The sequence below is a fragment of the Thermomicrobiales bacterium genome (assembly GCA_037045155.1).
In the GTDB taxonomy this organism is placed as follows: domain Bacteria; phylum Chloroflexota; class Chloroflexia; order Thermomicrobiales; family CFX8; genus JAMLIA01.
Map to the genome: position 1 here is coordinate 107093 of JBAOIG010000003.1, position 13807 is coordinate 120899.

Annotated in this window: 9 protein-coding genes; 5 read left to right on the forward strand and 4 right to left on the reverse strand. The window is 64.5% G+C overall.

Features of this window, described 5'->3' with window-relative positions; all coding sequences use genetic code 11:
- Nucleotides 1-16 precede the first annotated feature (16 nt).
- Nucleotides 17-1018, reverse strand: coding sequence for a dihydroxyacetone kinase subunit DhaK (gene dhaK / locus V9F06_03660; protein MEI2616726.1), 1002 nt, complete (start codon nucleotides 1016-1018; stop codon nucleotides 17-19).
- A 537-nt stretch (nucleotides 1019-1555) separates the two neighbouring features.
- Between dhaK and V9F06_03665 the strand changes: the two genes are divergently transcribed.
- The 3 genes from V9F06_03665 (at nucleotide 1556) to V9F06_03675 (ending at nucleotide 5659) form a co-directional block, all read left to right on the forward strand.
- Nucleotides 1556-2380: an MIP/aquaporin family protein gene (locus V9F06_03665; protein MEI2616727.1), complete on the forward strand. Its 825-nt coding sequence runs from the start codon at nucleotides 1556-1558 to the stop codon at nucleotides 2378-2380.
- Nucleotides 2381-2429: 49 nt separating this feature from the next.
- Nucleotides 2430-3938, forward strand: a complete 1509-nt coding sequence (glpK, locus tag V9F06_03670) for a glycerol kinase GlpK (protein MEI2616728.1) — start codon at nucleotides 2430-2432, stop codon at nucleotides 3936-3938.
- Nucleotides 3939-4093: 155 nt separating this feature from the next.
- Entirely contained in the window at nucleotides 4094-5659 is a 1566-nt protein-coding gene (locus V9F06_03675; GenBank protein ID MEI2616729.1) for an FAD-dependent oxidoreductase, read from the forward strand.
- 619 nt (nucleotides 5660-6278) lie between these two features.
- Here the strand turns inward: V9F06_03675 and V9F06_03680 are convergent.
- The 3 genes from V9F06_03680 to V9F06_03690 form a co-directional block, all read right to left on the reverse strand.
- On the reverse strand, nucleotides 6279-6776 hold the full coding sequence (locus tag V9F06_03680; protein MEI2616730.1) for an NUDIX domain-containing protein: 498 nt from the start codon (nucleotides 6774-6776) through the stop codon (nucleotides 6279-6281).
- Nucleotides 6777-6802: 26 nt separating this feature from the next.
- Entirely contained in the window at nucleotides 6803-7621 is an 819-nt protein-coding gene (locus V9F06_03685; protein MEI2616731.1) for a hypothetical protein, read from the reverse strand.
- Nucleotides 7622-7703: 82 nt separating this feature from the next.
- Complete coding sequence (locus tag V9F06_03690) at nucleotides 7704-7841, reverse strand: hypothetical protein (GenBank protein MEI2616732.1); 138 nt, start codon at nucleotides 7839-7841, stop codon at nucleotides 7704-7706.
- A gap of 264 nt (nucleotides 7842-8105) precedes the next feature.
- Here V9F06_03690 and V9F06_03695 point away from each other — a divergent pair, with 264 nt between their 5' ends.
- Together V9F06_03695 and V9F06_03700 are read left to right on the forward strand one after the other, a co-directional pair.
- Nucleotides 8106-11147, forward strand: a complete 3042-nt coding sequence (locus tag V9F06_03695; protein MEI2616733.1) for a hypothetical protein — start codon at nucleotides 8106-8108, stop codon at nucleotides 11145-11147.
- A 642-nt stretch (nucleotides 11148-11789) separates the two neighbouring features.
- Nucleotides 11790-13805 carry a hypothetical protein gene (locus V9F06_03700; protein MEI2616734.1) on the forward strand — a complete coding sequence of 672 codons (2016 nt, stop codon included), beginning with the start codon at nucleotides 11790-11792 and terminating at the stop codon, nucleotides 13803-13805.
- Nucleotides 13806-13807 lie beyond the last annotated feature (2 nt).

Sequence of the window (13807 nt, forward strand, 5' to 3'; positions counted from 1 at the left end):
TCGTGCGTCGCCGGGATCATACGCCCCAACGCAGCGCGGCCGTGTGGACTGGCGCGTCCCACAGATCGGTCAGCTCGTTGTCCAGCCGCAGCAGTGTGATCGATGTGCCGGCCATCTCCAGCGACGTGATGTAGTTGCCGACGAGCGAACGGACGATCGTAACGCCCTGACCTCGGAGGATCCTGTCGAGGTGGCGATAGACGATGTAAAGCTCCATCAGCGGGGTGCCGCCCATCCCATTGACGAAGGCCAGCACCTGCTCGCCCTGCCGGAGACCGAGATCGTCAACGATCGGTGTCGTCAACATGTCGACGATCTCGTCGGCCGGCGCCAGTGGCAGTCGATGCCGGCCTGGTTCACCATGGATTCCGATGCCGATCTCCATCTCGTTCTCGGCGAGGTCGAATGTCGGCTTGCCGGCGGCTGGCACCGTGCAGGAGGTCAGCGCCATGCCCATGGTGCGGACATTGTTGTTCACCTTCCGGCAGATCGCGGCGACGTCATCGAGGCTGGCCCTGCGCTCCGCCAGCGCGCCGGTGATCTTCTCGGCCAGCACCGTCCCGCCGACGCCGCGCCGGCCGGCGGTGTAGAGACTGTCCTGGACGGCGACATCGTCGTTGATGACGACGCTCCGCACAGTGATCCCCTCAACCTCGGCCAACTCCGCCGCGAGCTCGAAGTTCATGATGTCGCCAGTGTAGTTCTTCACGATATGGATGATCCCAGCGCCGCCGTCGACCGCCTTCGTCGCGGCCAGCATCTGATCCGGGACAGGTGACGTGAATACCTCGCCGGGGCAAGCGGCGTCGAGCATGCCCATGCCGACGAAACCGCCATGCAGCGGCTCGTGACCGCTGCCGCCACCGGAGACGACGCCGACCTTCCCGGCGATCGGCGCGTCGGCGCGCACGATCACCTTGAGCTCGGGATCAACCCGCAGCAACGACGGATGGGCCGCGGCGATACCTTCCAGCGACTCGCGGACGACATCGTCGACCTTATTGATAAGCTTCTTCACGAGTCTCCTCCATCACAAGGCTGTGGTGGTCTTGCCGGTAGTTACGTGTGATCCGCCGCCAGGTCACTCACGGGGAACTGGTTTCTGGATCCACGCGAGTCTCACTCCCTTGTATCTTCGGTCTTCCGGCGCGGTTGCGCGAGCGGTCAACGGTGGAACGTGGCATGCATTGTTCGTGCCATTGGTTTGGCCGCGTGGCGCATTGACAATCGCCCCATGGTGGACTATCTGTAACGGTGTCTTATCGCCCGACGTGATCGCTGCCGATTCTGGAGCGAGGTGGCGTCGAGGCATAAAAGCCGACCCCGAAGATGGCTGTCGGCGCAGCGCATCACAAACGCTTCCCGCCGGCCGACGCCAGAGTCCGTGACTCTAACGCCGGGAGCGCGGGTTTCGCCGTTCGGACTCTCGGACGGCAACGATACGGAAAGGGAGGATGCCCGTCCGCGCAGGGGTCGCGGCGCGCGTTGATCCATGCAGGCCGCGCGCGCGTTCCAGTTACGATCGATATGAATCAAGAATAAAGGGAGCACGTGGATGCGTCGGGATACCCTTTCGGCGAAATTATGGGCCGAGTTCATCGGCACTGCGTTCCTGTTGTTATTGGGTGATGGCGTTGTCGCTAACACGGTCTTCGCCTCACGTCTGGGTGTCGCGCCTGACAACCCGTGGGCAGGCTACGATTGGAATACGATCGCCCTGGGCTGGGCCTTCGCCGTCGTGATGGCGGTCTATGTCGCTGGCGGAATCACCGGCGCGCATATCAACCCTGCCGTTACCGCCGCCGCAATGGCGCGCAGAACGATGGATGTGACAACCGGCATCTTCTACTGGATCGTCCAGGTCGCTGGCGGGTTCGTCGGCGCATTCCTCGTCTGGGTCCTCTACAAGGGGGATTTCGACGGCCAGGGCTGGAAAAATGTCTTCTATACCGGCCCGAGCAAGTACTACGATGGGGCGTGGTTCAACCTGTATTTCGCCGAGTTTGTCGGCACCTTCATGCTGGTGCTGCTGATCTATGCCATCGTCGACAACATCCGCAACATCGGGCCGGGCGCGAATCTCTGGCCGTTCATGGTTGGCATGGCCGTCCTGGCAATCGGTCTCTCGCTCGGCGGCCCGACCGGGTACGCGATCAACCCGGCCCGTGACCTCGGGCCACGCCTGTTCTCCGGCATCTTCCTGTCGGGCGACAATATCGCGTTCAAGGACTCGTACTTCCTCGTGCCGATCATTGCCCCGCTACTCGGCGGCGTGGCCGGCGCGTTCTTCTACGACTTCCTCGTGAAGCCGATGCTGCCGCTGCCCAAGGAGCCCGAGCCACAACCGCGTGGCGCGGACGTTGCGCACGACGGCGATTAGCGTCTGCCCGACCGATGGCGTTCGGGAAGCATCTCAAAGGAGGAACCATATGGCCGACAAGAAGTACGTCGCGGCGATCGACCAGGGGACGACGAGCACGCGCTGCATGATCTTCGACCACTCCGGCAACGTTGTCGCCATTGAGCAGATGGAGCACGAGCAGGTCTACCCACAGCCGGGCTGGGTCGAACACCGCCCGGGCGAGATCTGGCATCACACGCAGGCAGTCGTCCAGGGCGCGCTCTCCAAGAGTCTCGTCCGCAAGGAGGATATCGCCGCGGTCGGCATCACCAACCAGCGTGAGACGACCGTCGTCTGGGACAGGCGCACCGGTGAGCCGCTCTACAACGCCATCGTCTGGCAGGACACTCGCACCGACCATATCGTCAACGAACTCGCCCGGGATGGCGGCCAGGATCGCTTCCGCGACAAGACGGGTCTGCCGCTGGCCACCTACTTCTCCGGCCCGAAGGTGCGCTGGATCCTCGACAACGTCCCCGGCGCGCTGGAGAAAGCCGAGGCCGGCAATGCGCTCTTCGGCAACATCGACTCGTTCGTGACCTGGTGGCTCACCGGCGGGCCGAATGGCGGCATCCACATCACCGACGTGACCAACGCGTCGCGCACGATGCTGATGAACCTCGAGACGCTGGATTGGGACGACGACCTGCTGAAGGCGATCGGTGTGCCGCGTCAGATGCTGCCCGAGATTCGATCGAGCAGCGAGACCTACGGTCACGTCAAGGGTGGCGCGCTGGATGGCGTGCCGGTGGCCGGCATCCTCGGCGATCAGCAGGCGGCCACGATGGGCCAGGTCTGCTTCGGCGTCGGCGAGGCCAAGAATACGTATGGCACCGGCTGCTTCATGATCTACAACACCGGCACGGAGCTGGTGCCCTCGAAGAGCGGCCTGCTGACGACTGTCTGCTACAAGCTCGGCAATCAGCCGGCCGTCTACGCCCTCGAGGGCTCGGTTGCGATCAGCGGCGCGCTCGTCCAGTGGCTCCGCGACAACCTCGGGCTGATCAAGAGCGCGCCCGAGATCGAGGATATGGCGAAGACGGTCAGCGACAATGGCGGCATCTACTTCGTCCCCGCCTTCTCCGGCCTGTTCGCCCCCTACTGGCGCAGCGACGCGCGCGGCGCAATCGTCGGTCTCACTCGCTACGTCAACAAGGGACACCTGGCCCGCGCCACGCTGGAGGCGACTGCCTATCAGACGCGCGAGGTGGCCGAGGCGATGGAGAAGGACTCCGGCTCGGAGCTTGCCGCGCTGAAGGTCGACGGCGGGATGGTCTACAACGACCTGCTGATGCAATTCCAGGCGGACATCCTCGGCGTCACCGTCGTACGGCCGAAGGTCGCCGAGACGACCGCGCTCGGCGCGGCCTACGCGGCCGGCCTGGCAACCGGCTTCTGGGGCAACCTCGAAGATCTGCGTCAGAACTGGAACGAAGACAAGCGCTGGGAACCACGCATGAACGAGGCAGAGCGCGAAAAGTACTACCGTGACTGGAAGCGCGCCGTCGAGCGCACCTTCGACTGGGTCGAAGCATAGGCACGATCCGGACGTGAGATGCGGGACGCGGAGCGCGGATGAGCTGCGTTCCGCGTCCCGCTGTCGTTCTCGCTGCTGTGGCAGCAGCTATGCGACATAACGAGCATGCCGAAGGCAGCGGGTCCGAGCGGTGATGACGGGAGAAGGAGTGAACCATGCGTCGGGACGAACAGCTCGCCAGGCTCAATCACACGTTCGACGTGCTGGTGATCGGCGGCGGGGCGACGGGCCTCGGCGTCGCGCTCGATAGCGCCTCGCGCGGCTACTCGACCCTGCTCGTCGAGGCGCGCGACTTCGCCCAGGGCACCAGCTCGCGCAGCACCAAGCTCGTCCACGGCGGCGTGCGCTACCTCGAACGCGGCGATATCAAGCTGGTCCACGAGGCGCTTCACGAGCGGGGCCGGCTGATCCGCAATGCGCCACACCTCGTCCACGAGCTCCGCTTCCTCATCCCGACCTATCATGCCTGGCAGTTGCCCTACTACGGTATCGGGCTGAAGATGTACGACCTGCTCGCCGGCCGGCTCGGACTGTCGCGTTCGACGATCGTCACCGCCGGTGGCGCAGCCAGGCTCATCCCGACGATCAACACCGACGGGCTCAAGGGCGGCGTGATCTACAGCGACGCCCAGTTCAACGACTCTCGCCTCGCACTGATCCTGGCCCGCACCGCCGTCCAGCAAGGCGCGACCATCCTCAACGATGCCCCCGTCCGCGATCTGCTCAAGGACGGCGGACGTGTCGTCGGCGCGGTCATCGACGATACCGTCAACGGAGAACGCCACGAGGTGTACGCGCATGCCGTCGTCAACGCCACCGGGGTCTTCGCCGACGAGATCCGCCGGATGGACGACCCGGCAGTCAAGCCGATGATGGCGCCCAGCCAGGGCGTGCATCTCGTCCTCGATCGCAGCTTCCTGCCCTCCGATACCGGCATCCTGATCCCCAAGACCGACGATGGCCGCGTCATCTTCATCATTCCCTGGCAGGGACACACGCTCGCCGGAACGACCGACACCGAGCTGGCAGATCCCGAGCTGGAGCCGAAGGCCCACGAGGACGAGATCGACTTCATCCTCGCCCACGTCGACCGCTTCCTCACGCGGAAGCCGAGTCGCTCCGACGTCCGCGCGGTCTTCGCTGGCCTGCGTCCACTGGTCCGCCCGCTTGCCGACGATGAATCGACCGCCGCGCTCTCGCGCGACCACACCCTCATGGAGAGCCCCTCGGGCCTGGTGACGATCGCCGGCGGCAAGTGGACGACCTACCGGCGCATGGCCGAGGACACCGTCAACCACGTCGCCGGAGTCGCCGCGCTGCCCCGGCGCGAGTGCCTCACGGCCGATCTGCCGCTCCTCGGCGCGACATCGCGGATACCACGCTGGATGGAGTTCGGCGCGAGCGCCGACGAAGCAGCCGAGTACGAGGCGAAGTACCCGGGCATCCTCCACCCGCGCCTGCCCTACAGCCTGGCGATGACCGCCTACGTCATCGAGAATGAAATGCCAGTCCAACTCGACGACGTCCTCGCCCGCCGCCTGCGTGCCCTCCTCCTCGACGCCGAAGCCGCCATCGACGCCGCCCCCACCGTCGCCGCCCTCATGGCCAGGCTCCAGAACCACGACGACGCCTGGGTCGCCCGCCAGCTCGAATCCTTCACCGCCCTCGCCCGTGAGCATTACGTCGTCGGGGACGGGGGACGGGGGATGGGGGCTATTTGAGAGTGTTGAGGCGACGGCCGATCGAGGAGCGCAGGGCGCCAATGAGGCGTGCGGTGCCGTCAGCCATTTCAATGTGTTCTTCGAAGGTTGTGTTGTCGATGTACCCGAGATCGATAGCGAGATAGAGTTGCGATCGCACCTCTGCGCATGAACCCTTGGCGATCGACAGGAACCGGAAGTACTCCTGTGTCGTCCCTCGTTCGTATCCCTCAGTGGGCTGTCAACGTCAAAGTGGCACACATGTTGGCGCGGCAGCCACCCCCCGTGGCCTGTCATTCTGAGCGCGCACGCGAAGAATCTCCCCTGCGCCGGGCTGCATCGAATGGGTGAGAGATCTTTCGCTGCGGCTCAAGATGACAAGACAAGCGGGTGGCTATCGATCGGACAGCTAGACGTTGACAACCCACTCAGCGATATTAGACATAACCGACACCGCGGCGCGTCGCATCTGGTCGCACAGGCCGAAATCGCGCCGCATCGCTTCACTGCGGGTTATCTCATATACAGCACCTGCTAACGTCCGCGCATGCTGCCAAGCAACGAGATCCTCAAACCGTGTCACCTTCGGGTACATGACTCGTGCCTACCCCCTCGTCCCTCGTCCCTGACCCCCCATCCCTCACATAAACAGCTTCCACGAATCGGGTGTTGAGCCGGGGAACTGGTAGGCGTAGTCGTCGGCGTGGGAGTGGGGGAGGATCGCGCCGGTGGCGAGGCGGGTGGCGAGGTACTTCACGAGGTAGACGACATCGTCGCGCTGGGCGATGTCGACGAAGGACAGGTAGCGGGCGTCGTCGTTCTCCTGGCCGTCGCCGGCCGGCTCGCCGGAGAGATGCTCCAGCAGCCAGAGAATGTAGGTGTCGGTGTTCGGGCCGTCGTAGCGCGAGCGCAGGCCGACGATCCCCAGTGGGCGGGCCTCGACGCCCGTCTCCTCGCGCACCTCGCGGGCGGCGGCGACATCCAGCGTCTCGCCCGGGTCCAGCAGCCCGCCCGGCAGCATGTAGCGCCCCTGGCTGGGTCCATAGGTCATCCGCACGACCAGCAGCGACGATTCGCGGACGACCAGCGCGCCGACCGACGTGACGTTGCGCGGCGGCCGGCCCGGCTGCTCGGTCATCAGTGGCTCCTCATGGCTGGCTGCCGCTACTGCACCCGCACCCGATAGAGGTATTCCGTCATCTGGTCGCCCTGGTCCTCAACGCCCTTGACCATCGGCCAGGTGACCTTGGCGTAGACAAGGTACTCGCCGGGGTTGACGGTGAGCGCGAAGGTCAGATCTCCCCCGTCGATCGTCTTGCTGATGACCGGGTCTGTCTGGCGGACGAAGGCGGGGGTCTTGTTCGGGATGCCCTGCGCGTTGGTCGGGGTCGCAACGTTGCCCTCGGCCGGGAACACCTCGATCACTGTCGATTGCGGGGTCGGGCTGCCGTCCTGGAAGTAGAGCTGCGCCTGCTCGCCGGCCACCGCGATGGCGAACGACGGGTCGAGCTGAATGAACGGCGCGGTGACCTTGCCGCCGGAGTTTGCGCTCACCGACCACCAGTTATAGGTGCCGACGCCGGCGAAGGCAGTCGACCGGGTGGTCAGCGTCAGCAACGTCGATGTTGGCGGGAAGACGACATTCTCGCCCGGTGGCGGCGTCGGCAGGATCACCTTCTCATTCGGGCCGATCGTCGCTGGCGGCTGGGTCGGGCCGAGCGTCGGCGTCGGCGCGTTTGCGATCGCCGTGGCTGTCCCGGCGACGGCGGTCCGCTGGGCCTCGAGCGTTGGGTTGACAGTCGGGCTCCATCCCGGAGGAACCGGCGTGAACGTCTCCATTGAAATGAGCCCGGTCTTCGGACCCGAGTTGCCCATGCACGCCTGCAGTGTCAGCACAGCCAGCGCCGCCAGCGTGAGCAGGATGCCCAGACGCACCGCGCGCCCCGGGCGTGTTGAGGTCGTCGTGTTGTTGTGGGATGACAAAAGGCATTCCTCATCGTTCGTCTTCCGCCCATTCGGCGGCGTCAGGACCATCGGGAAGTATAACGGGCGACGCGCGCTGAGGTTACAGGCCGGCTAGCTTCCCGGCCGTCGTGCCGGCCCGGCCGGCGAGCTCCTCCCTGCCGCCGACCCCCGCGACTCTCGATATCCCCGCGACCCGCTCCACAGCTCCCGCCCACCATGACATAACCGTCAGAAGCATCAAACACTGCTACAGCGCAGATCAGTGTCGATTCTCAGAGTTGTATTGTGTCTACGATCATGCACAGATATACTCTGCGGAAACACCGTATGAAGATCTGCTCTGCAAGCCGGAAGGAGGCGGGTAGGGGTGGTGCGCGGCGACCTGGACTGCTGATAGCTCGGGACGTCTGAATTGCTGCCGCGTGAATGGAGATGCTTGCCAGCGCGGCAGTCGGGGGAAACGCAAGCAGATGTGTCTCGTTGGAAGGGGAACTGACGAGTGATGAAGAAGCCGTCACGGTTTCTTCGGGTAGTAGCGACATTGGGGATGCTGGCGGGGTTGTTGGCCGTCCTTGGGGGGACGCCAGCCGCTGCGGCCGCTCCGAGTCCTGGTTGGGACCCGGGCGTCGCGCCAGGCAACCTGTTCTTTTCCATTGGTGGGGCCCAGGAGGTCTATTTCCCGTGGGTCTACAACAACGACAGCTTCGGCCTGGGTGAGGCGAACGGATCGGTCACGGTCCAGAACCTGACGCACGTCGATGGCTATGTCTTCTTCTACGTTGGTGATGGCGACGGCTGGACATACACCTCGTATGCCAACCTGGCCGGCGGCGCGTCGAAGACCTTCTCGGCCGCCTCCATCGGAGTCCCGGCCCCGGGCGCTCCGGTCATGGCAGCCATCTATGAGGAGAAGATCTCCTACGATGGCACGAAGTACGTCTGCGAAGGCGACTACGGGCACGACATCAACGCAGACGGCGACTTCAACGACTGCGACTACATCGCGGTGCGGAAGAACGTGCTCGTCCCGCTGTGGGCTGCTGGTCTGGTCAAGTCGGCGGTTGCCGGCGCGAGCCTGCCATACACCACATCGGCGGACAGCTCGGTCTCGGGGTACAACGGCCTGAGCGGCGCAGAGGTCGGGCGGTTCGACGAGCACTACCTGCCGATCGTGCAGACGAATAGCGGTCCGGGCGGCGCGTGGGACACCCGTGTGACGGTGGCGAACCTGCGTGGGGATGCCAATGCGGGGGTAGAGCTGCGCTTCTTCCCGAACAACGGGGATGGTTCCGGCTCGCTGCAGACCGGTTGGCAGCAGAGCGTGCTGGTGAACCCGGGCGCGGTGTACCAGCTGACGTTGTCGGACTGGGTGCCTGAGGGGTGGACCGGCGCGGTGCACATTTACTCAGACACTGCGGTGGGCGTGATCGCCGACCGGTATAAGGCCGGCACGAACATGTGGCTGACGAATACCGGCTCCAACGCCAACTTCGAGTGGGACAATTCGCTCTACGGCATCTTCACCGGCCAGTACGTGCTGTTCGCGCCGCTGGTGTACATGGACTACAACGGCTGGAACACCGGCTTCTCGGTCGCGAACCTGGTTAGCGCCGATAACAACATCAACATCCAGTACGTGCACAACGGCAATGCCATCCAGGTGCTGACGCAGCGGTTGTCGGCGCACGGGATGATCACCGCCTACCGGCCGAGCCAGCCGGACCAGGACCAGAACCAGCAGAACGTGATGTTCGACCAGGTTGCTGGGGCGCTGATCCTGTCGGACGCGCCAGTGGCGGTGGCGGTCGACGCCGTCAAGTACTTCGGGAACGACAACAACGTCGGTCAGGCGATGACGTACAACGCCACTGCTGCGCTGAGCACCGCCCAGGCGATGCCGCTGGTGCAGAAGGGCAACCCGGCGACGGGCATGGGGGCGACCTCGGGTCTGGCGCTCTTGAACCCGTTGCCGCTGCCGAACGCGATGGCGGTGACCTGGCTGAACCAGTCGGGGTACAACGCGGCGAACTTCGGGACATCGACGATCATCGTGCCGGCGCAGTCGATCGGGATTGCGTACACGATGACGCAGCACAACCTGCCGAACGGGTACTACGGGTCGGCGGTGGTGCACGCGAACCTGCCGTTCACGATGGTCTCGGCGAACGTCGATTACCAGGTGCAGGGTGATGGCTCGGTGATCTGGAACGGGTACAACCCGTGCGGATTGTTCCGGGCGTACCAGGAAGACTGTGTCTGGGGTTGGCCGGAACAGCCGGGCCTCGCGACACTGACCAAGATCGTCGTCGACAAGGAAGGCAATCCGATCGCGGGTGTCAAGGTCACCTTCGACGGCCAGGATGTCAACGGCGACCTCCAGAACGGCGAGGGCTACACCGATGCCGATGGCATCGTCAGCTGGAGTAGCCTGGTGGCCGGAACCTACAACATCAACGTCGTCGGCGCGCCGGCCGGCTACATGTTCGGCCCCGATTCGGACCTGAGTGACACGAAGATCCTCCTGATCGAGGGCGCCAGTGTTACTAAGACCAACATCGTCACGCTGATCCGCCTCACTGCGACGATCACCAAGACCGTCGTCAGCCAGCCGGAGAACGGCTACCCGATGGTCGGGATGACGGTCGCGGTCTACGCGGCAGCCGACTGCCCGGCGCTCGGCGATACCGTCGCTGACACCTCCGGCGCGCTGGCGTCCGGCACGACCGACGCGAACGGGCAGGTCGAGCTGACCTTCGACGTTTCCGTAGGCGGCACGGCGGTCTGCGTCGTCGTCATCAATGGGTCCGGCAAGGTCGTCTCGGTCGACAGTGGTCTGACCTATGGGCCGGCCGCGACCGACGAGATCACGAACGTCGTCGCGGCGACAGCGACGATCACGAAGACGGTTGTGCGCCCCGGCCCTGCGGATGGCGCGGATATCCCGATCGAGGGCGTGGCGGTCGCGTTGTACGGCGGCGGGTCGTGCCCTGCGGTGGGCACGACGGCGGTTCTCGCGAACGCGCTGACCAGCGGGACGACTGATGCCAACGGCGAAGTCGCGCTGACGATCGACGTTGCGACGACGGGCGCGTCGGTGTGCCTGGTTGTGCTCGACGCGAACAACAAGGTTGTCAGCCTCGACTCCAGCGTGCCGATGCTCTATCCGGGCGACGACGTCCAGGTCTGGAACAAGATCAGCACCTTCCTGGATGTCTGGCTTGCGAATGGATTCTGGCTGAGTATTGACGGAGTTGCGATCTTCGTGTTCGACCATGCCTGCCCGGCTGGCGGGCCGGGGACATCCGGGGCCTTCTGGAAGGCTACACGCGTACCCGCGATGATGGCTCCAACGCAGTGGTCGATTCCGATTCCTCCCGGTCCGTTCTGTGTCGCCATCGGGATCTACAATGACAAGTCGGTGAATGCTTGGGCGGGCGGCACGATCCTGCTGGGCGATCCGGTCGAGACTGGCTCTACCTCCTCAGACGTGATCATTAAGCCCGTGTCCCCCGGTTTGATCGCCACGATCACGATCCAGCCATAAGCGCGAGCGCTGCTGACACAGCCAGACGCTGAGGGCGACCCCCGGGAAACCGGGGGTCGTTCGTTTCGGGGGGGCGAGGGGCGAGGGATGAGGGACGAGGGAGTCACCACCGCTCGTTGTCATTCCGAGCCGCAGCGAGGAATCTCCCTGTCCATTCGTCACTGACGATGGAGAGAGCGCGGGCGTCTTTATCTCCCCTCTCCTCACAGGGGAGGGGCGGGGGGTGGGGTCCCCAGAAACCCGCCGGCCGAATCGCGCAACCACCGGCGAGCTCGTGCGTTAGTAGAGTGTCAGGGATCAGCGCCGGCCGCGGGCCGGGTGAGCGCTCGATGGGCGCGCCGGTCTCCGACGTTCGCGAAGGCGACCGCGCCAGGTCCGCAAAGAGGCGCGTAAGTACGTGGACGACGGAGGCCCGCGCGTTGACAGCGCCAGCGCCCGTTCCCTATACTCGGGCGGGCCTGACAAGCGTTGTGGCACTGTGTGGGGTAGCGAAAGGGGGCGTATAGCGAGGTGAAATACGCCAGCCGGAGGTGAAAGAGCCATGCCGGCACGACAGCGAAAAAGACCATCATCGGTTCGTGTGCTTGCGATGACGGTTGTGGGGTTCATGAACAAGCACAGTGGGGTTAAGGAGAACCAGAGTTGAAGAAGCCCTCACGGTTTCTTCGGGTGGTAGCCACCCTGGGCATGCTGGCCGGACTGCTCGCCGTTTTCGGCGCGTCGCCTGCCGCTGCTGCCGCGCCGGATCCGGGATGGACGCCTGGCGTTGCGCCGGGCAACATCGTCGATACGGTCGCGAAGCCTGGCGCCCAGGAAGTCTACTTCCCGTGGGTCTACAATGGTGACAAGTTCAATGACACCGACCATCAGGATGATCGCCACGACTTTGGTCCGGCGAACGGATCGGTGTCGATCCAGAACCTGACGAATGTCGACGGCTACGTCTTCTTCTACGTTGGCAACGGCAATGGCTGGACGTACACGACGTACGCCTTCCTGGCCGCTGGCGCGTCGAAGACCTTCTCGGCAGCGTCGATCGGCGTTCCGGCGTCGGGCGCTCCGGTTGTGGCCGGGCTGTACGAAGGTAAGCAATCGTACGATGGCTCGAAGTACGTCTGCGAAGGCGACTACGGGCATGACATCAACGACGACGGCGACTTCAACGACTGCGGGTACATCGCGGTGAAGAAGTCGTTCCTGTATCCGCTGACGGCTGGCGGCGTGGTGAAGTCGGCTGTGGCCGGCGCGAGCCTGCCGTACACGACGTCTGCGGACAGCTCGGTCTCCGGCTACAACGGCATGTCGGGCGCTGAGGTCTACAACTGCTACTTCAACTACGACTGGGAGCTCTATCACACCGATCCTGTCGTCGATCACGACTGGGATTGGCCGATCAACCCGGGCAGCCCGACTCACTGCGAAGGCTGGCCGCGTGACTTCTTCGTTGCGCAGGGTCTCTACATCCCGATCGTCCAGACCAACGTTGGTCCGGGCGGCGCATGGAACACCCGTGTGACGGTTGCGAACCTGGGCGTTGACGCCAACGCGGCGGTGACGCTGCGGTTCTTCCCGAACGACGGCGATGGCTCCGGCTCACTGCAGACCGGCTGGCAGCAGAACGTGCTGATCAGCGTCGGCGCGGTCTACCAGATCACCCTCTCGGACTACGTGCCGGAAGGCTGGACTGGTAACGTCCACATCCTGTCCGACGACCTGATCGGCGCGATCGCCGATCGGTACAAGGTCGGCACGGACATGTGGCTGACGAACATCGGCAGCCTGTCGACCTTCGAGGTCGGCGAGTTCTCCTACGGGCCGGTTCAGGGTGGTAGCGCTGATGGTGGCTTCTACTATCCGTTCGCCGGTCAGTACGCGCTGTTCGCGCCGCTGGTCTACATGGACTACAACGGCTGGAACACCGGCTTCTCGGTGTCGAACCTGGTGGAGACGGACAACAACGTCAACATCCAGTACGTGCACAACGGCAACGCGATTCAGGTCGTGACGCAGCGGCTCGCGCCGCACGGCATGCTGACGGCCTATCGGCCGAGCCAGCCGGACCAGGACCAGAATCAGCAAAATCCGATGTACGACCAGGTTGCTGGCGCGCTGATTCTGTCAGACTACCCGGTTGCCGCGGCGGTTGACGCGGTCAAGTACTTCGGCAACGACAACAACGTTGGCCAGGCGATGACGTACAACGCCACGGCGAACCTGAGCAACGTGCAGTTCTTCCCGCTGGTGCAGAAGGGGAATCCGGCGACGGGCATGGGGGCGACCTCGGGTCTGTCGATGCTGAACCCGCTGCCGATCCAGAACTCGATCCAGGTGATGTGGCTGAACCAGAGTGGCTACAACGCCTCGAACTTCGGGATCAGCACGCTGATCATCCCGGCGCAGTCGATCGGGATTGCGTACACGATGACGCAGCACAACCTGCCGAACGGGTACTACGGCTCGGCGGTCGCGATGTCGTACGTGCTGCCATTCGTGGCGGTGACGGCGAACGTGGACTACCAGGTGCAGGGTGACGGCTCGGTGGTCTGGAACGGGTACAACCCATGCGGTCTGTTCCGTTCGATCGACTACACGGGCGATCAGACCGGCTACTGCGTCTTCGGCATGCAGATGCCGGACGGCGGCGAGCCAGTCAACTAGTT

Coding starts and splice junctions, on each gene's coding strand:
- V9F06_03675 (MEI2616729.1), top strand. CDS start 4,094: ATGCGTCGGGACGAACAGCTCGCCAGGCTCAATCACACGTTCGACGTG.
- V9F06_03690 (MEI2616732.1), bottom strand. CDS start 7,841: ATGCTTCTGACGGTTATGTCATGGTGGGCGGGAGCTGTGGAGCGGGTC.
- V9F06_03665 (MEI2616727.1), top strand. CDS start 1,556: ATGCGTCGGGATACCCTTTCGGCGAAATTATGGGCCGAGTTCATCGGC.
- V9F06_03680 (MEI2616730.1), bottom strand. CDS start 6,776: ATGACCGAGCAGCCGGGCCGGCCGCCGCGCAACGTCACGTCGGTCGGC.
- glpK (MEI2616728.1), top strand. CDS start 2,430: ATGGCCGACAAGAAGTACGTCGCGGCGATCGACCAGGGGACGACGAGC.
- V9F06_03695 (MEI2616733.1), top strand. CDS start 8,106: ATGAAGAAGCCGTCACGGTTTCTTCGGGTAGTAGCGACATTGGGGATG.